15 protein-coding genes are annotated in these 17,688 nt (G+C 63.6%); 10 read left to right on the top strand and 5 right to left on the bottom strand.

All coding sequences use genetic code 11. From position 1 onward, the window contains the following. Nucleotide 1 precedes the first annotated feature (1 nt). On the top strand, nucleotides 2-1,372 hold the full coding sequence (locus HH213_RS00140) for a hypothetical protein (protein WP_169110027.1): 1,371 nt from the start codon (nucleotides 2-4) through the stop codon (nucleotides 1,370-1,372). Nucleotides 1,373-1,426: 54 nt separating this feature from the next. Here the strand turns inward: HH213_RS00140 and HH213_RS00145 are convergent, their stop codons facing one another. Beyond that, complete coding sequence (locus tag HH213_RS00145) at nucleotides 1,427-4,417, bottom strand: sensor histidine kinase (protein WP_169110029.1); 2,991 nt, start codon at nucleotides 4,415-4,417, stop codon at nucleotides 1,427-1,429. 200 nt (nucleotides 4,418-4,617) lie between these two features. On the opposite strand from HH213_RS00145, the gene HH213_RS00150 reads away from it, so the two are divergent. From HH213_RS00150 to HH213_RS00190, 9 genes are all read left to right on the top strand, one after another. Next, complete coding sequence (locus tag HH213_RS00150; protein ID WP_169110030.1) at nucleotides 4,618-5,604, top strand: alpha/beta fold hydrolase; 987 nt, start codon at nucleotides 4,618-4,620, stop codon at nucleotides 5,602-5,604. 30 nt (nucleotides 5,605-5,634) lie between these two features. Further along, nucleotides 5,635-6,114 (top strand): nuclear transport factor 2 family protein, encoded by a 480-nt coding sequence (locus HH213_RS00155; RefSeq protein WP_169110031.1) that lies wholly within the window; start codon nucleotides 5,635-5,637, stop codon nucleotides 6,112-6,114. A 106-nt stretch (nucleotides 6,115-6,220) separates the two neighbouring features. Continuing rightward, nucleotides 6,221-6,874 (top strand): response regulator, encoded by a 654-nt coding sequence (locus tag HH213_RS00160; RefSeq protein ID WP_229263233.1) that lies wholly within the window; start codon nucleotides 6,221-6,223, stop codon nucleotides 6,872-6,874. A 140-nt stretch (nucleotides 6,875-7,014) separates the two neighbouring features. Further along, nucleotides 7,015-7,923 (top strand): LysR family transcriptional regulator, encoded by a 909-nt coding sequence (locus HH213_RS00165; protein ID WP_110849224.1) that lies wholly within the window; start codon nucleotides 7,015-7,017, stop codon nucleotides 7,921-7,923. 21 nt (nucleotides 7,924-7,944) lie between these two features. Next, nucleotides 7,945-8,652, top strand: coding sequence for an alpha/beta fold hydrolase (locus HH213_RS00170; RefSeq protein WP_169110032.1), 708 nt, complete (start codon nucleotides 7,945-7,947; stop codon nucleotides 8,650-8,652). Nucleotide 8,653: 1 nt separating this feature from the next. Further along, entirely contained in the window at nucleotides 8,654-9,541 is an 888-nt protein-coding gene (locus tag HH213_RS00175) for an alpha/beta fold hydrolase (RefSeq protein ID WP_169110033.1), read from the top strand. A 12-nt stretch (nucleotides 9,542-9,553) separates the two neighbouring features. Further along, nucleotides 9,554-10,234, top strand: coding sequence for an isochorismatase family protein (locus tag HH213_RS00180; protein WP_110849221.1), 681 nt, complete (start codon nucleotides 9,554-9,556; stop codon nucleotides 10,232-10,234). A 19-nt stretch (nucleotides 10,235-10,253) separates the two neighbouring features. Continuing rightward, nucleotides 10,254-10,871: a pyridoxamine 5'-phosphate oxidase family protein gene (locus HH213_RS00185; protein WP_110849220.1), complete on the top strand. Its 618-nt coding sequence runs from the start codon at nucleotides 10,254-10,256 to the stop codon at nucleotides 10,869-10,871. Nucleotides 10,872-10,884: 13 nt separating this feature from the next. After that, nucleotides 10,885-11,520: a response regulator transcription factor gene (locus HH213_RS00190; protein ID WP_158288103.1), complete on the top strand. Its 636-nt coding sequence runs from the start codon at nucleotides 10,885-10,887 to the stop codon at nucleotides 11,518-11,520. 51 nt (nucleotides 11,521-11,571) lie between these two features. On the opposite strand, the gene HH213_RS00195 is transcribed toward HH213_RS00190, so the two are convergent. The 4 genes from HH213_RS00195 to HH213_RS00210 all read right to left on the bottom strand — a co-directional run bounded on the left by HH213_RS00195 (nucleotide 11,572) and on the right by HH213_RS00210 (nucleotide 17,586). Continuing rightward, nucleotides 11,572-12,777, bottom strand: a complete 1,206-nt coding sequence (locus tag HH213_RS00195) for a DUF2252 family protein (protein WP_169110034.1) — start codon at nucleotides 12,775-12,777, stop codon at nucleotides 11,572-11,574. Nucleotides 12,778-12,890: 113 nt separating this feature from the next. Further along, nucleotides 12,891-13,805, bottom strand: coding sequence for a CE1 family esterase (locus HH213_RS00200; protein WP_169110035.1), 915 nt, complete (start codon nucleotides 13,803-13,805; stop codon nucleotides 12,891-12,893). 16 nt (nucleotides 13,806-13,821) lie between these two features. Continuing rightward, nucleotides 13,822-14,757, bottom strand: coding sequence for a Gfo/Idh/MocA family protein (locus tag HH213_RS00205; protein ID WP_169110037.1), 936 nt, complete (start codon nucleotides 14,755-14,757; stop codon nucleotides 13,822-13,824). Between the two features lie 87 nt (nucleotides 14,758-14,844). Further along, the gene (locus tag HH213_RS00210) at nucleotides 14,845-17,586 is read right to left on the bottom strand and encodes a TonB-dependent receptor (protein ID WP_110849215.1); all 2,742 of its coding nucleotides are present in this window, start codon (nucleotides 17,584-17,586) and stop codon (nucleotides 14,845-14,847) included. Between the last annotated feature and the right edge of the window lie 102 nt (nucleotides 17,587-17,688).

The following is a 17,688-nucleotide window of genomic DNA, read 5'->3' on the forward strand; positions in this document are numbered from 1 at the left end:
TATGAGCTATTCGCCAAACATCATCGATCCGGTCCCGCCAGCGGCTTATCCAGCGCTGCAAGGTGTTGCGACTGCGGCGCCGGCGATGCCGTCGTCCTGGAACGGGGTGGCGTTGCTGCATCCGTTCAGCCCGCCCCAATCGAACAATCCCACCCCCAACAATCCTTTCTTCCAGCTGTGCGTCGCCAACCTCACGTATGTCGCCGGGACCTATTTTTCGGCGCAAATCGCCGGCGTCGATCATGGCAGCTGGTGGTATATCGTGACGCCAGGCGGCACCCAGCTGTCGATTGACCAGGGAATTACCTGGAGCAACGTCGACATGGGCTGGTCGTTGCCGGACAACTGGTTTGGCGGGCAACTGGCACACGCCGCGTGCGCCGGCGCCAGTCCGCTCAACTGGATGCCTGGTCCGACCGTGGACTGGTGGAAGGTTCCCGTGCCCGCCACATCAGGGGACACGCCCGCCGCGGCAACCTGGATGTGGTTCGACTCGTCGTCCGCGGCACCGGTGCGCATGATGTTCGGCCAGGGGCCGCTCTCGACGGATCAGGGCGACCCTACGCAACTGGCGCTGTTCCAGATGTATTCGATGAGTTACCTGCCTGTCTTCAGCGAAGGCGCGCCGGCGCAGCCGCCGCCATGGGAAGCGCCGGTTTTCCCCGGCTTCCAGAACGGCAATCCGGCAGGCTACCAGACCTTCCAGTGGAATGGTAATTTTGGCATGACAGCATTCATGACGCCGGTAAACGAACAGTACAACCCGCTGGCGACCCGAATACTGTATGTGTGGAAGCCTGACGCTCAATACGCGCTGTTTAGCGACCGTGCTCAACATACAAAGATGCTTTACGAATACAGCCAGCCCAATCCCGGCTCGCTGACGACCCAAATTGCCATCCTGACCGGACCGGCACCGGTGGCCATCCAGCCGGCGCCGGCGCAAAGCGCAACCAGTTACGACATTCAATATACGAATGCCGGAGGGGCGACGTGCGCGGGCCCGAGTCGCGGCTTCGACTTCCCCCAAGAGCCGCCGAACTGGATGTCGCTGCCGGCGATAAACGGCGTCATCCACGCCACCATCAACAACAATCCTGTGGTCAGTCCCGGCGCTACCGTGCTGATTTATTCGGCGCTGTTCCCACCGTCAGGAAACAATTATCCCGACTCCACTTATTTGTGGACATGGTATTCGCCGCTCGACGCCTCCGGCATCCGTGCCCGGCCGGTGACCTTCATGCAGTCGCAGTCCGGCGTCAATCTCGGCACCAGTCTGGCGCTGGCCGATTACTTCTTTTACGAGGAGTTTGAAACGCCGATTGATCCGGGCAACTTCGCCATCCCGGCGATCTGCGAAGTACCTGAATAAATGGCCCACCGCTGAAGGCAAAAAGGGCAGCAACATGGCTGCCCTTTCGGCGGACTACCGATAAGCCAATCTGGCACGCAGTGCAAGCTCGATGGCGGTCCCATCATCGGGTTTGCTGTGGATCGTCAACCTGGCGCCGATGCGCGTGGCCCGCTCGCGCATGCCGGCCAGTCCCCAATGACGCTCCCGCTGCCCCGACTGAAGAACAGAGTCATCAAAGCCCCTGCCCTGATCGCGCACTTGCAACGTCAAGCCGGCGCTGTCGTGGACCAGCTGCACCGACACTGCGGCGCTGCCGGAATGGCGTAGCGCGTTGGACACTGCTTCACGGGCGATGGCAAACAGCTCGTCCTTGACCTCGGCCTGCAACGCACGCCGCGGCCCGTGTTCGGACACCGAAAACGCCACGCCCTGTTGCGCGCAGGCGGCGCCGCATGTGCTTTCCAGCGCCGGCGCCAGCTCGCCCTGGCACAAGTGGTTGACGCGCAGGTCCATCAACTGGTCGCGCCCCTCTTCCGCCACCACGTCGGCGGCCTCCAGCGCGGCGTCAATCTGCAGCTGGACCACATCGTTCTTCGGCAGCACTGCTTTGATACTGTGGAAGCGCAGTATCAGGGACTGCACGCTTTGCAGATAGGTGTCATGCAGAGTACGGGCGATGCGCTCGCGCTCGGCCATCCGCACATCGAAGCTGCGCTGCATGCGGCGCAACGCCTGCCGCAGCCGCAGGCGGTGAACAGCCCATGCCAACAGCACCACCACTGCCACGATCAGCAGCTTGAACCACACCGTTTGCACCAGCGCCGGCGGCACCACCAGCAGCACGCTGGCGCCATTGGTGTTCCACACGCCATCTTCGTTGGCGGCCACCACGCGGAAGCGGTAACTGCCCGGCGCCAGCGTGGTGTAATAGGCCGAACGGCGATTGCCGGCCTCCTGCCATTGCGTGTCCACGCCTTCCAGCATATAGCGGAACTGCACCCGCTGCGGCAACGTCAGACTCAGCGCGGTGTAATCGATGCGCACGCTCTCCGGCGATGACGGCAGCGGCACTTGCGGCTGCGCTGGCCGCAATGGCTGGGCCGCCTGGTCCGACCAGATCCCTGTGATGTGCACCGGTGGTGGCGACGGATTGGTCGGGTAGCGCTGCGGGTCCAGCCGGTAAACGCCGCTGCTGGTAGCAAACAGTAATTCACCGGTGCTGAGCCGTGTCAGGCGCGGCGTGGATGACTCGTTGGCCGAGATGCCGCGCACGCCGTCATTGAAATTGAACTGCACGACGCGTACCGCATAGTCAGGCTGCTGCATCGCCTGATCCATTTCTTTGGCGTCAATCGCCTGCAGGCCTTGCGAAGAATTGATCCACACCCGGCCATCGGGCGCCACCAGCACGCCCTTGACACCGAAAAAGCGTGCCTCGTTGGCGCCCTTCAGCGATCGGAACACCTTGCCGTCAAACCACATCAGGCCAGGTAGACCGCCCACCAGGACGCCATTGCGATACGGCGTGATGGCATCGATCTCCCCCAGCTTCAGCCCTTCTTTCGCGCCCAGTTTGACTACCTTGCGCCCCTCCAGCTTGAACACCACATTGTCAACCGTGGCGAACCATAGGTGGCCAGCCGTGTCGGCCGCCATGCTCACCACGACCGCCTTGTCCAGCTCAGGCATGCCGCCCAACGCGGTCCAGGCGCCATCCTGGAGCCGGAACACGCCACTGCCGGCAAACGACACCCACAGGCCGCCGTCGGCATCCATCACCATATCGAGAATGGCAATGAAACGACGTTTGCCGAGACTGGCCGGTGGTGGAATGTGCACCCGCTGCTTGCCGTTGACCTGCCACAGGCCGTCGCGTGCCCCGCTCCACACCTGGCCGCGCGGATCGCGGTAGAGCGTCGTCACCAGCGTGGCGTCGCCGGCGCCCGGGCCATAATGCACCGGCGCGGCGCCCAGCGCGGAATAGTAATACTGGTCGATCCAGACATCGCCATGGCTACCGGCCAGCAAGGGGGCGCCAAAGGTCAGCATCGGCGCCAACTGCAGCTCCTGCACGCGGCGGGAACGGAACTGATCCAGGCCTTCGGGGGTGGCAATCCAGATATTGCCTTCATGGTCCTGGTGTAGCGCCGATACCGACGTCCCGGTCAGCCCCTGCTGCGCGGTAAATTCCCGCACAACGGGCTTGCCGCCCTCGAACGTCACCTGGCGCACGCCCTCATGCGCCGCAGACCATAGGTTGCCCGCATGGTCGAACATGAACTTGATGGAGTCGGCCATCGACATATCCGGCACTGCGGCCTTGACGTCCTGCGGTGCGTACACCAGCTGCATGCCATGACCGCCGGGCTGGGATGCCCACACCCGGCCATCCGGTGTTTCTGCCAGCCGGCCGGCAACGTGCTGTTCCGCCACCTTGGTAAATTCCTGGGCGCCAGGCGGGCGCGAGTACAGGCCGGCAGGACTCAGCAGCCAGAACGTGCCACGCCGGTCCTGCATCAAATCGAGCGCCAGGAACTTGGCCGGCAGGCCGAGCGCCGCATTGGCATCGGTCCAGCGCCTGGCGCCCGGTGCCAGCTGGGCGATGCCGGTCGAAGTGGCAGCCCATAGGCGCCCGTTGGCTTCTTGAACCACTTTGTACACCGCAGCACGCGGCAGGCCATCTGCGTCGTCGTAGCTTGTCGACACCCCATCCTGCAACAGCGCCAGACCGCCGCCGGTAAACGACATCCACAAGCGGCCGTCGGCAAGGCGTCCCATGGCCAGAATCCCGCTGCTGAACAGGCTGCCTGAGCGCGGCTGGTACAACTCGAATTGGGCGCCGTCAAAACGATAGAGTCCATCCCCGGTGCCCAGCCATAGCCAACCGTCGGCGGTCTGTTCGATGTCCTGGATGTTGGGCGGCGCGCCATCGCGGGCAGTCCACGCCGTGTGCTGCATCTCGATCAGCGCCGGCGGATGGCTTGGGGCCGACGCGGCACTGGCGGGCTGCGGACCGCTCAACGTCAGCCAGACCGTGACTACCACTGCCAGGATTTTTTTCATCGTTATCGTATGGGTGTGGGGGAAAGCGCTCCGTTGATTATGCCAATCTTGTTCCCTGGGTGGAGAGGCCTACCCACATTGGGTGAACATCGTTGCGTTAGCTAAAATTTATAATTTCACTGCGAGTCATTCCCGCGCCACGGGCGAGTTCCTACAATTTACGAACCTTAAACCGCGTTGTATTTTGAGAGGACGTCCCAGTGAACCCTTCCCGCATTCTTGGCCACAGCGTGGCCGCAATCAGCCTGGCCATCCTGGCCCACGTCGCGTACGCCGCGACCCCCGCCGCGCCCGCAAGCAGCAATGTCGCCAGCACGGCCAGCGTCAGCTATCGCAACGTCAAGGTCGATGGCGTGAATATCTTCTACCGCGAGGCGGGGCCGAAGAACGCCCCGACGCTGCTGCTACTGCACGGCTTCCCGACCTCGTCGCAAATGTTCCGCAACCTGATCCCCATGCTGGCCGACCGCTATCACATCATCGCGCCGGACTATCCAGGCTACGGCCAGTCCGACATGCCGCCGATGGACAAGTTCGAATACAGCTTCGACCACCTGGCCAGCATCATCGACAAGTTCACCACCGCGGTCGGCGTCTCGCGCTACGCGCTGTACGTCCAGGACTATGGCGCGCCGATCGGCTACCGCATCGCCGCCGCCCACCCGGAGCGCGTGACCGCCATCGTGGTCCAGAACGGCAACGCCTATGACGAGGGTCTCGACAACGACTTCTGGGTCCCGGCCAAAAAATACTGGGCCGCTAAAACGGAAGCCAACGGCAAGCCGCTGCGCCAGCTGTTCGAAATGCCGGCGACCAAGTGGCAGTACTCGGAAGGCTACCGCGACCAGACCCACATCAGCCCCGACGCCGCGACCATCGATCAGGCCTTGATGGACCGTCCGGGCAACAAGGATATTCAACTGGAGATGTTCTACAGCTACGGCACCAATCCCGGCCACTATCCGGAATGGCAGGCTTATTTCCGCAAGCACCAGCCGCCGATGCTGATCGTATGGGGCAAGAACGACAAGATCTTCCCGGCCGCCGGCGCCCACCCTTACCTGCGCGATCTGCCGAAGGCGGAACTGCACCTGCTCGATACCGGCCACTTCGCCCTGGAAGAAGACAGCGCCGTCATCGCCGGCCTGATGCGCAAGTTCCTGGGGCGCACCCTGAAGCAGCAATAACCCGTCCCATCAACGAGCACAGGAGCACACATGACAGCAACCACCGCACCCCGGCCACCGCTGCCGCCGTTTACCCACGAGTCGGCGGTCGAGAAAGTACGCCTCGCCGAAGATGGCTGGAATACGCGCAACGCCGGAAAAGTCAGCCTGGCCTACACCCCGGACAGCCGCTGGCGCAACCGCGCCGAGTTCGCCACCGGCCGGCCAGAGATCGTGCAGCTGCTGACGCGTAAATGGACCAGGGAACTTGATTATCGCCTGATCAAGGAGTTGTGGGCATTCGGCGGTAACCGCATCGCGGTGCGCTACGCCTACGAGTGGCGCGATGACTCGGGCAACTGGTTCCGCTCGTACGGCAACGAGAACTGGGAGTTCGATGAGCAAGGCTTGATGCAGCGGCGTTTTGCCTGCATCAACGATCTGGCGATCACGGAGGCTGAGCGGAAATTCCACTGGCCGCTGGGCCGCCGCCCGGATGACCATCCCGGCCTGACTGAACTGGGCCTTTAGCCTGCGACGGCGGGCGGCGATCCGCACGCCCCGGGTGGGGTACTCCATCGAGGTATTGAGCTTGTGTTGTGACTACTGTAGGCTTGCAATTTAGTTACGACAGACCTTGATTCGCCCCACCCGCATGAACGCTTACCAGCCGCTACCGATCACTGTGCTCACAGTGGATGACCATCCCCTGTTCCAGCAGGGCATCGCCAGCGTCATCGCCAACGAACCAGATCTTTATCTGGTCGGCCAGGCCGCCAACGGCGCGGAGGGGATCGCACTGTTCCGCGAAAAGCGCCCCGCCGTCACCCTGATCGATCTGCAAATGCCCGACATGAGCGGGATCGACGTCATCGTCGCCATCCGCGCCGAATTCCCCGCCGCCCGCATCGTGGTGCTGACCACGCTGGAGGGCGATGTCAACGCCGCGCGCGCGATCAAGGTCGGCGCGGTCGGCTATCTGTTCAAGAGTTCGGTCCGCAAGACGCTGCTGGAGACCGTGCGCATCGTCCACGCCGGCGGGCAATGCATTCCGCCATCGCTGGCGCATGCCTTGCTGGCGACCCGTAACGGCAATGCGATCACCGGGCGCGAGGTCGACGTCCTCAAGCTGGTCGCACACGGCAACTCCAACGTCTCCATCGCCGAGGCCTTGAGCCTCTCTCCCGAAACCGTCAAAGGCTACGTCAGCAGCATCCTGCTGAAGCTGCAGGCGCGCGACCGCGCCCACGCGGTCCTGATCGCGCTGCAACGCGGCATCCTCAGCCTCTGACCCCATTGTTGCCGCTCCCCCCATTACGGGGGGAAACGCGCCGCCATCTTTTTACCGCACTGCGATAAAGCGATAAAAATCGGTCAAACTTGCTTTTATGGATTCGGTCTCCCTTCCAATCCATCTGGAGAAGCCAAGTTATGGATCAGATACATCTCATGCAGGTCTTTGTTGCCGTGGGCGAGCAGGAAAGCTTTGTCGGCGCTTCGCGACGGCTGGACTTGTCGCCGGCGTCCGTCACGCGCGCCATTGGCGGGCTGGAGGCCTTGCTGGGCGTCCGGCTGCTGCGCCGTACCACGCGCAATGTGCGGCTGACGGAAGTTGGCCGCCGCTACCTGAGCGACAGCCGCGAAATTCTGGCCAGCATCGCCGAAGCCAACGAGGTCGCCGCCGGCGGCAATACCGCCCTCAAAGGTGAACTCTCCGTCACCGCGCCCGCCGGCTACGGACGGTTGTTCATCATGCCCTGCATCGTCGAGTTCCTGAAGCGCTATCCCGAGGTCGAGGTCTCGGGACACTTCCTGGACCGCATCGTCAACCTGGTCGACGAAGGCATCGATGTCGCGGTACGGATCGGGCATCTGCCGGACTCCAGCGCCAAGGGGCTGCGCGTCGGCCAGGTGCGGCGGGTGCTGTGCGCCTCACCGGAATACCTGGCCCGGCACGGCGTCCCACGCGTTCCCGGCGATTTGCAACGGCACACGATCGTCGCGACCGCCGGCGTGGCGCAAAGCGTGGAATGGAAGTTCGGCGGCGCCGGCAACCGGACTGCGGTGCGGATCAAACCACGCCTGACCGTTACCAACAATGAAGAAGCGATCGAGGCGGTGCTGGCCGGGCTGGGGATCTGCCGCCTGATGTGCTACCAGGTCGGCGCCGCGCTGGCTGCGGGGCAGCTGAAAATCATTCTGGCCGAGCACGAGGAAGCGCCGCTGCCCGTACACATTCTGCACCGGGAAAGTAACTTCGGATCCCCCAAGGTGCGCCACTTCATCGACTTGCTGGCCACGTCACTGCGCACGCACCCGTACATGAATCACGCTGGTTAAACCAAACGAAAGAGGAACAAGATGAACATTGCTGGCATATCTAAGAAAGTATCGGTCGTACTGGTGCATGGCGCTTTTGTCGATGGCTCCGGCTGGCAGGCGGTGCATGCCATCCTGTCGGATCAAGGCTACGAAGTGCTGGTGGTGCAGAACCCGACGCTCACGCTGGAGGGCGACGTTGCCGCCACCGAGCGCGTGATCGGCCAGGCCCGCCATCCGGTGGTGCTGGTGGGCCACAGTTATGGCGGCGCCGTGGTCACCCAGGCCGGCGACCATCCCAAGGTCACCGCGGTAGTTTATCTGGCCGCTTTCGTCCCCGACGTGGGAGAGTCGATAGCCTCGCTCACCGCCCACCCGGCCGAACCGGGCGAGGCCACGGCGCCAGTGATGCCGCCGCAGGATGGCTTCCTGATGGTCGATCCGGAGCGATTCCCGCAAGCCTTCGGCGCTGATGTCGCGCTGGAACAGACCCGCTTCATGGCGGCGTCGCAAGTGCCGTGGGGACTGGGCGCTGTGACAGCGGAGATAACGCGCACCGCGTGGAAAACCAAACCCACCCATTACCTGCTTGCACTGGACGACTTGATGATACCGCCCCGCGCGCAGCGCCAGATGGCCAGCCGGGCCGGCGCGCGGGTTGTGGAAATCGCAAGCAGCCATGCGGTGATGCTGTCGCGGCCGCACGAGGTGGCCACGTTCATCGAGAACGCAGCCAAGCTGGTGGCCTGACATGGATACCTCCGCCATCACCCGGCCGGTGACCTACCATCGCTCGGCCACTGTCGCCGGCCTCAAGGTCTTTTATCGTGAAGCCGGGCCTGCCGATGCGCCGGTCCTGGTGCTGCTGCATGGCTTCCCAAGCTCGTCGCACATGTTCCGCAACCTGATCCCGGCGCTGGCCGACCGCTATCGGGTGATTGCGCCAGATCTGCCAGGCTTCGGCCTGTCGGACATGCCATCGCCGGCTGACTTCCCGTACAGCTTTGCGACCTTCGCGGGCGTGGTCGATCAACTGCTGGTCCAGCTTGGCGCCGAACACTACGCGCTGTACGTGATGGATTACGGCGCCCCGGTCGGCTTTCGCCTGGCGTTGCTGCATCCCGAGCGGGTATCGGCGCTGGTCATCCAGAACGGCAACGCCTATGAGGACGGCATGGGCGACTTCTGGGCCACCACGCGCGCGCTGTGGGCCGACAACAGCGACGCCAACCGCGACGTCATGCGGCCCTTCCTGAAGATCGAGGCGACCCGCTTCCAGTATGTGGCCGGGGTCAAGGACGAATCCCGAATCGATCCGGCGGCCTGGATACATGACCAGTTTTTCCTCGATCGTCCCGGCAACGAAGCGATTCAGTTCGCCATCATGTATGACTACCGGACCAACGTTGAGCTGTATCCCGCATTCCATGATTACTTCCGGGCCGCGCAACCGCCTGCGTTGATTTTATGGGGGGCCAACGATCCCATCTTCCTGCTGGCAGGCGCGACCGCCTTCCAGCGCGACCTGCCGCAGGCAGAACTGCATCACCTCGATACCGGCCATTTCGCTCTGGAAGACAAGCTGGACGAGATGGTCCCTCTAATCCGGGAATTCCTCGGACGCCATTTACTCAAATAAAGGAGAATCACCATGCAAACCACCTCAACCACCAAAGCCAGCGTGCTGCCCACCGGCGGCGGCGCCCGGCTGCTGGACCCGGCCGACACCCTGGTGCTGCTGCTCGATCACCAGTCCGGCCTGTTCCAGACCGTCAAGGATATCCCGGTCGCCGACCTGCGCCGCAACGTGTCGATGATCGCCCGCCTGTGCACTTTGCTCAAGATCCCGGTGATCACCACCGCGTCCGAGCCGGCCGGCAGCAACGGTCCGCTGATGCCGGAAATCCACGAACTCGCGCCGCATGCCGTCTACGTGCCGCGCAAAGGCGAAGTCAACGCCTGGGACAACGAAGACTTTGTCGCGCAAGTGCGGGCCACCGGCCGTAAAACGCTGGTGATGGCCGGCGTCTGGACCAGTGTGTGCGTGATGTTCCCGGCGCTTGACGCCGTCGCGGCGGGCTACGACGTGTATGCCGTCATCGATGCCTCCGGCGACCCCAGCGACATGGCGTCGCGGGTATCGCTCGCGCGCTTTGTGCAGGGTGGCGTCAAGCCGACCTCCACCAACGCGTTACTGTCGGAACTGCACCGTACCTGGGCACGGCCGGAAGCCGCCGACCTGGCGCAGCTGTACGCGCTGGTCACGCCGAATTATGCGGCCGTGATGGAGAGCTACGCCCGCGCGCAGCAGGCCGCCAGGGACGCAAGGTAAGACAACCGAGGAGCTTGCCATGGCATATGGATTCATGGATGTTGCACGCACGCCCAGTGTGCAAGCCGCACAGGCGGAGATGGGTGCGGATCACCTGTGGGCTGATTTCAGCGGGCATCGCGACTTCGATCGCTTCAGCGACCAGGAGGCTGAGTTCATTGCCCAGCAAGACACCTTGTACCTGGCGTCGGTGTCGGAAACGGGTTGGCCGTACGTCCAGCATCGCGGCGGGCCGGCCGGCTTCCTGAAAGTGATCGACGAACAAACCCTCGCCTTTGCCGACTATCGCGGCAACCGGCAGTACATCAGCACCGGCAATTTCAAGGCCAGCGATCGTGCCTGCATGATCCTGGTCGACTATCCCCGCCGCGCGCGCCTGAAAATTTATGCGCACGTCGAGACCCTGGCGCTGGGCGCCGATCCGCTACTGACGGAGCGCGTATTGGACAAGGGGTACGGCGCAAAACCGGAACGGATATTCAAGTTGCGACTGCAGGCGTTCGACTGGAATTGTCCGCAACACATTACCCGGCGCTTCACGGAAGCGCAGATTGCCACCGTGGCGCAACCGCTACGCGAGCGCATCGAGCAGCTGGAGCGGGACAATGCTGCGCTGCGGGCAAAACTCCATCTTTAAGGCGAGGGATATCATGGATTCAGTGGCAGCGATCAAGGTAATGGTCTTGCATAGCGAACCGTTTGTCGCAGCGGGTCTGGTCGAAATGCTGCGCAAGCAGGACGACTTTATATTGCAATCGCCGCCTGCCGGCCAGCCGGACTGGCTGACGCACTCCGCGGCGGACGTGGTGGTGGCGGATTACGAGGCAGCGCTGGCGTTGCTGGCCATTGTCCAGGGACCGCGCGGCCGGCACGCCACCTCGGCCCGGTTGCTGATATTGAGCGGGCGAGAGACCGAGTCCGAGATTCGCCATGCGTTCGCATGCGGCGCGCATGGCTACCACATCCTCGGCGGCAAGTCCGACCAGCTGTTCGACGGCGTCCGCTCGGTGCACCGGGGCGTGCGCTATGTGTGTGCGGCAGCCGCGTGCCGTCTGGCCGACAGCATGGCCGGACGCGGCTTGACCGGGCGCGAGAGCGATGTGCTGCGTCTGGTCACCGAAGGCTGCTGCAACAAGACCGTCGCCCGCAGACTGGCCATCGCGCCGGACACCGTGAAGACCCACATGAAGGCGATTTTCCAGAAACTGGAGGCGAACAACCGCACCGAGGCGGCCGCTGTCGCGGAACGCCGTGGCCTGTTCAAGCAGCCTGGGGCCAGGGTTTAACGCAGTCGCAACACGCGGCGGGACCACGCGCCCGGCGCGCACCGCGGCGATTCATTCCGACATCGCGTATTTCCGGCAATGCTCAAGATAGCCCGCTTCGTGACTGGCGACCAGCTGAACCACGCTGTGCCACAACCAGTGTGGCGCGCCGGCGGACTTGGCGGGCTTGCCCATCAGTTCGGTGAGCCAGGCGTGGCGCGTTCCCGCGTCCATTTGCCGCGCATGCGCGCTACCGACCACATAGGCCAGATAACTGGCAGTCAGCACCGCATCCTCGATGCCCAGCTGTTCAATTTCCAATTTCAGGTCTTGCGGCAACAGTTCGCGGATAAACACGCCACGCTCCATGAATCGCCGCGCCACCATGCGCTCGCCCAATGCCGGGGTCAGATGACAAGCTCCTTCCGTCACGCGTTTGGCGTTATCGCGCGGCATGCTGGCACGGCGATAGCGCGGACTGGTCGCCGCCACGGCTTCCTTGATGTCGATTAGTCGGCGCGCGCCGTTGTAATCGACCAGGACGGCATAGCGCAGCAAGCCCAACGAGCTGCAGCCTTTGACCCAATACGCGGCGTCGACCACCACAGGACGGCGCGACGTGTCGCCAACCTCACCGCCCGTTACGCGGGCAAGGATGGCCGGATCGGCAAACATCTCGTCGATCGCGGACCGCTCCGCAGCGCTAATCGGCCAAAAGTTTTTGCCCAGCTGGATGGTCTGGCGGCCGTCGATGGCCCGCTCGCGCGCCAGCATCTTCCAGGAACGCTGCTGCGCCTGGCGTAAGGCCGTCTTGACCACCTGCGGCTTGACGAAGATCTCTTCGTGACCCGGGAAGAACGCCCGCTGATAGCCCAGCAGCATGTGCTGCAGCATGTGCGCGGTGACGATGCCTGGCAGTGATGAGCCGCGCGCGGCGCTGGCGAGCGACAGGCCGAGACGAATCAGGTCGTGCGACGGATTGCCGATGGTCGCCTGATCAAAATCGCGCAGGCGCAGCTGAACTTTTCGTTGCGCATCGGCGACCGGTCCCAGGTTGCCGACGTGGCAGTCGCCGCAGATCCAGATCGCCGGCCCACGCGGCAGCCGTTGTCCCGGCAAGGAGTGTAGCCAGTCATAGTATTGGGCAGTATTGCCGCGCACGTAGGCGTGCGGCGACCTGGCCATCTTCAGATCCCGGCGCTTGATCAAAGGCGCGCGGCGGCTGTCCGGCGACGGCAAGAGGGAGGCATCGGTAAATCGCGTCGTAACTTTATCCATGGTTCCATTGTGCGGGAAATTGCGTGGCGCCTGAGTGCGCTTTATGACGCCCGTAAAAAATTCCCGCGCACGGCTTGCGACTGGTATCGGACAGGCAGCGGTCACAAGTCCTGTTAGTTAGCGATCTTGAGCAGCTTGCCATCCTCGGCGCGCGCGTAGCTTTTAAAGAAAGCCCACATCACTTCATTGTCGGCCAGCCAGCTATGCCCTCCTCCCTCGGTAATGTAGGCGGTGACCTCGGCATTGTCCCGGCAGCCGTCGTAACGCTCCTGATACAGGGCCGGCGAGATCGCCCGCGTTACGGGAGATGTCTGGCAGTGATTCAGCGTCGCCCATCTGATTTCGGCGGAACGCATCGAGTACTGCCAGTATGGCGCGCCGCCGCCTTCCATCGGATTGACCGTGTCCTTGTTGCCGGCGAATGCGATGATCGGCAGGGCTGATTCTGGCTGGCAGCTCTCGGGGTCCGGACGGGCCGGATCCGACTTGAGCGGTGTTCCAGCACGCAGCCCCACCACCGGCGCGATGGCGGCGAAGCGCGTCGATGCGACGCAGCCCAACCAGCTGGTCTTGCGGCCGCCACCGGAGATGCCGGTGGCGTAGACACGGCTGCGGTCAACGCTGCCCTGCTTGACCAGCGCATTCAGGATGGACAGCATGTATTTGACGTCGTCCCTGTCGCCTGCGCCGGGAGCCTTGCCACTGACTGTCGCGACGCCCGGCACATTCCACGCAAATCCTTTGTCGAGATGGATTGCGCCCGTCGGCGCCGCGATGATAAAGCCATGTTTGTCAGCCGCTGCTTGCAAACCGGAGTTGCTTAATATGGATGGTCCATCTCCCGAGCTTCCATGCAGCAGGAACACCAGCGGCGCTTTCACGCCCGGCTCGACCGACGCGGGACGATACAGCGCAACCGGCAACTCGCCGGGCACCTCGAACTGTCGTACCGTTTGTCCCGTTGCCTGCGCTGCCAGTCCAAGGGATAAGACTGCGAATGTCGTGGCGAAGCGCTGGTATGCGGTCATGTGCTGTTCTCCCGGTTCAGTGATCAAATAATCCCAACTGCGTGTGCAAGCCTAGCATGAATGCATCGGCCACATGGCGCAATGGCGACAAGTCCACGTCCGAGCGGCCATCCCTGATCAGCGCGGCGAAGTGGCGGTACAGCGACGGATATTCCTTGTCCTCGCCCAGCACTTGCGCAACGCCCTGCCGCCACAGGCTCGCTCCGCCGTCACCGAGCCTGAGCTCTCCGGCGGCGGTCTGCACCACGATGTCCCAGCGCTGCTGCGTGGTCTCGCGCCAGTCGAAGTCGGCGTGCACCTGCATGCCGTCAGCATCCTGAAAGAATAACTCGGCCATGATGGGTGCGGCGCGGTTGGCGGGAAAGCCCAGTGTGGCCCGCTGCAGGAACACCCGTGACGGCAGGATCTCGGTGAGAATGGACAGCGCATTGATGCCGGGATCAAAAACGCCAAGACCGCCGGCCTGCCAGATCCACTCCTGGCCCGGATGCCATACTCGTACATCTTCGCGCCAGATGATCTGCACGCCCAGCGGCGGCCACTCGGCCAGAAACGCCTTGGCCGGCTGCACCGCCGGCGCGTGGCGCGAATGCCAGCTGGCGAACAGCGTGCAGCCTTGCCGTGCAGCCAGCGCCTGCAAATCCTCCACCTCGGACAGCGTCGCCCCGGGCGGCTTCTCCATCAGCACATGCTTGCCAGCCAAAAGCGCAGCGCGCGCCGCCATGTACCGATACTGCGGCGGCACGCACAGGGCCACTGCTTCGATCTTCGGCACCGCCGCCAGCATGTCGTCGATCGAGCGGAAGCCGGGCCAGCCGGCGACGGTGTCGCCCAGGCTGGCCGACGCCACCAGTTCAAATTCATCGCTCGCCCAAATCGCCGGCAAGTGCTGGTCGCAGGCGATTTTGCCGACGCCCACAATGGCGATCTTGATCGGACGTTTTTTCTTCATGACGCAGACTCCTGTTTTGTGCGCGCAAAAAAAAAGCAGGGAGCAAGCTCCCTGCGGAAGTACTACACTGGAGCGGATAACGCGACGTTACAGCTTGAAGCGCAAGCCAAGCGAGTAGACGGCCGGGTCGTAACGGATATCGCGTGCGAACTGTTGGTAGCCGCTATAGCTTTCATAGGCGGCGTGCGTCAGGTTCCAGGCGTTGAATTGCAAAGACAGGTGTGGGTTGATTTCGTACCCGATCGACAGATCGACCTGGGTCCGCGGACGCACCACATTGGTCGCCGGCAGCTGGATGCCGCCATTGTTCAGCGACTCGACATAGCTGTCTCGGCGGGAATAGGCCAGGCGGCCACTCAGTCCAAACTTCTCGTAGATCAGCGCCACGTTGGCGTTCTTCTTGGCGACATTGGTCAACGGCGTCACCGTGTAGTCGCTGCCATTGAGGGTATTGGCGCTTTCCGTGGTGCCGGTGATCCACGTGTAGTTGGCCTGTACGCCCAGTCCCGACAGCACGCCCGGCAGGAAGTCGAGGAACTTCTGCGCCGACAGCTCGTAACCATGCAGCTTGCCCTTGCCGGCATTTTGCGGCCGGGTCACGGTGTAATCGAGGCCGTTGATGCTCTCCACCTGCGAGAACGGCTGCAGGTAGCCATCGATGCGGCGGTCGAAGTACGCGACCGATGCATAGCCGTTGTTGTCGAAGTAGCGCTCCAGCGTGATGTCGAAGGACTTCGATTCGACCGGCTTCAGAGTCGGATTACCGGCGGTACCGTAGCCCGGGCGGTTGATCGACGGTGGCGTCAGCGACAGCGCGGGATTCAGCGAAGCGAAATCCGGACGGGTCACGGTCTTGCCCCAGCCGATGTGCGACATCCAGTCGCTGGCCCAGTCCACCTTGGCGCTGATGCTCGGCAGGACGTCGGTGTGCGAGGTGCTCAGATCGATATTGCTGATGGTGTCGCCGATGCGGCTGTTGCCGCTCAAATCGCGCTGGACACGGCTCACGCGCACGCCGGCCAGACCAGAAACGCCGACCGAGCCGACATCGAAACCGTAGTTGGCCATGCCATAGCCGGTGTAGGTTTTCTCGGTCTGCTTGAACAGGCGGTTGGGATCGTCCGGCAGGCGGCCCGCCGCCAGGCCGTAGTACTTGCGTACCTGGTCGCGGTTATCCAGCAGGAAGTCGGTCGACGGCGTCGCGAAGGCGCCGCCCAGACGCTCCACGCCCGGCACCACCGAATTAAACCCCGGCCCGAATACGCTGACCGGCACCGGACGCGCACCGCCCGGCGTATCGACACCGCCTTCGGCGCCGTGGTACTCGGCGTCGCGCGACGACAGGCGCAATCCGCCCGACAGCTTGCTGATGAAGCCTTCGCCGAGGCGATAGCTGACATCATTGCGCCATTGGACCTGGCGGCCGCTGCTCTCGTTCCACGACTGGAAGAAGCCGCGCAGCACATATTGATTCGGATCGCTCAGGGCATCCGGATGGCCCGGCGTGGAACCGGAGAAGCCACCGTGGCCGCTGGCGTCCAGGCCGACCACGTGCAAGCTCGCATTCGGCACGCTCTGGTCGACGATGATGCGGTCATCGGTGAACTTGGAGTAGGTGAACGCCAGGTCGGTGCTGGCCTGCCATGGACCATCCTTGTATTTGGCGCCGAAGCTGCCATAGGCGGTATCGGTCTTCTGCTGGTGCGCCTGGGTGCTGGACGCTGTGTACGGCGTGTTGCCATCAGCGGCGGCCAGCACGTCGGCCGAAGCGATCGGGCAGGCGTGGCCACGGCTGGTGTTGCAGTAGTCGCCGTCCGGCGCCAGCACCACATTGGTGGCGGCAAAGCCGTCGCGCGCCACGCCGAACAGGTAGTCTTCCGCGCTGCGGCTGCGGTAGCCCATGTAGATCATCTGGCTGTCCAGTTCCAGCTTGTCGTTCGGCTTCCATTGCAGCGCGCCGTGCAGCTGCTGGCGTTCGCGCTCGCCGGAGTTGTACACGCCGCCCGGGAACGGCATCACCGCCGCCGTGGTGGCGCCGCCCTTGGCCTTTTCGGCCGCCAGGTTCGGATTGCTCGGGTCGTCGCGATAGGCCGTGCCATCGGCGCGCACCTGCCACAGGCCGGCGCCGCCCGGCTCGGCGAGCCACTGCACCGGATTGACGAAGCGATCCTTGACATAGGTGCCGTCCAGCAGTGCGCCGACGTCGCCATGCTCGGTCTTCCAGCGGTTGGAGATCAGGCCACCCAACGAGGGATCGGTGTACGACTTGGCGCTGGTGCCGCGCGGGTGAACATTGACGCCGTCGGCGAAACCGGACGCGCTCAGGCCCTTGAAGTCGAACGGTTTGCGCAGCCGCACGTCCATCAGGCCAGCGATGCCGCCCTCCTGCTGGTTGGGCGTGGCCGACTTGAAGACGTCCAGCCCGGCCACGCCCTCGATGCGCAGATCCTGATAAGACAGGCGGCGGCCGTCGCCGGTGAAGATTTCGTTGCCGTTGATGGTGGTGGCCAGATCCGGCAGGCCGCGTATCAGTACGCTGTTTACTTCGCTGGCGGTACGGCTGACCTGTACGCCGGGAATGCGCTGCAGCGCCTCGCCCACCGAGCGGTCGGGGAATTTGCCGATGTCCTCGGCGTTGATGGAATCGACCACCTGGTCGGCGGTGCGCTTGATGTCTTCGGCCTTGCGTACGCTCTGGCGGATGCCCGACACCACCACGGTGGTGCCCTCGCCGGTGCTGTCGGCCGGCTGCTGCTGCGCCCATGCCGGTACGCCTGCCAATACACTCAGCAACGCCGCGGCGAGCGGCGTTCTTTTGAACTGTTGCATGTCTGTGTCTCCACTATTTGTATAGGACGACTGCTCCCGTGCAGACCCGGTATGCCCTGGCGAGCTACTGATACCGGATGCCTCCAGCGCGTTGCACGGCGC

Origin of the sequence: Duganella dendranthematis (assembly GCF_012849375.1) — a bacterium.
In the GTDB taxonomy this organism is placed as follows: domain Bacteria; phylum Pseudomonadota; class Gammaproteobacteria; order Burkholderiales; family Burkholderiaceae_D; genus Rugamonas; species Rugamonas dendranthematis.

Excerpts from the sequence above, each read along its gene's own strand:
- HH213_RS00140 (WP_169110027.1), top strand. The coding sequence starts at position 2 with ATGAGCTATTCGCCAAACATCATCGATCCGGTCCCGCCAGCGGCTTAT.
- HH213_RS00145 (WP_169110029.1), bottom strand. The coding sequence starts at position 4,417 with ATGAAAAAAATCCTGGCAGTGGTAGTCACGGTCTGGCTGACGTTGAGC.
- HH213_RS00155 (WP_169110031.1), top strand. The coding sequence starts at position 5,635 with ATGACAGCAACCACCGCACCCCGGCCACCGCTGCCGCCGTTTACCCAC.
- HH213_RS00165 (WP_110849224.1), top strand. The coding sequence starts at position 7,015 with ATGGATCAGATACATCTCATGCAGGTCTTTGTTGCCGTGGGCGAGCAG.
- HH213_RS00170 (WP_169110032.1), top strand. The coding sequence starts at position 7,945 with ATGAACATTGCTGGCATATCTAAGAAAGTATCGGTCGTACTGGTGCAT.
- HH213_RS00175 (WP_169110033.1), top strand. The coding sequence starts at position 8,654 with ATGGATACCTCCGCCATCACCCGGCCGGTGACCTACCATCGCTCGGCC.
- HH213_RS00180 (WP_110849221.1), top strand. The coding sequence starts at position 9,554 with ATGCAAACCACCTCAACCACCAAAGCCAGCGTGCTGCCCACCGGCGGC.
- HH213_RS00185 (WP_110849220.1), top strand. The coding sequence starts at position 10,254 with ATGGCATATGGATTCATGGATGTTGCACGCACGCCCAGTGTGCAAGCC.
- HH213_RS00190 (WP_158288103.1), top strand. The coding sequence starts at position 10,885 with ATGGATTCAGTGGCAGCGATCAAGGTAATGGTCTTGCATAGCGAACCG.
- HH213_RS00195 (WP_169110034.1), bottom strand. The coding sequence starts at position 12,777 with ATGGATAAAGTTACGACGCGATTTACCGATGCCTCCCTCTTGCCGTCG.
- HH213_RS00200 (WP_169110035.1), bottom strand. The coding sequence starts at position 13,805 with ATGACCGCATACCAGCGCTTCGCCACGACATTCGCAGTCTTATCCCTT.
- HH213_RS00205 (WP_169110037.1), bottom strand. The coding sequence starts at position 14,757 with ATGAAGAAAAAACGTCCGATCAAGATCGCCATTGTGGGCGTCGGCAAA.
- HH213_RS00210 (WP_110849215.1), bottom strand. The coding sequence starts at position 17,586 with ATGCAACAGTTCAAAAGAACGCCGCTCGCCGCGGCGTTGCTGAGTGTA.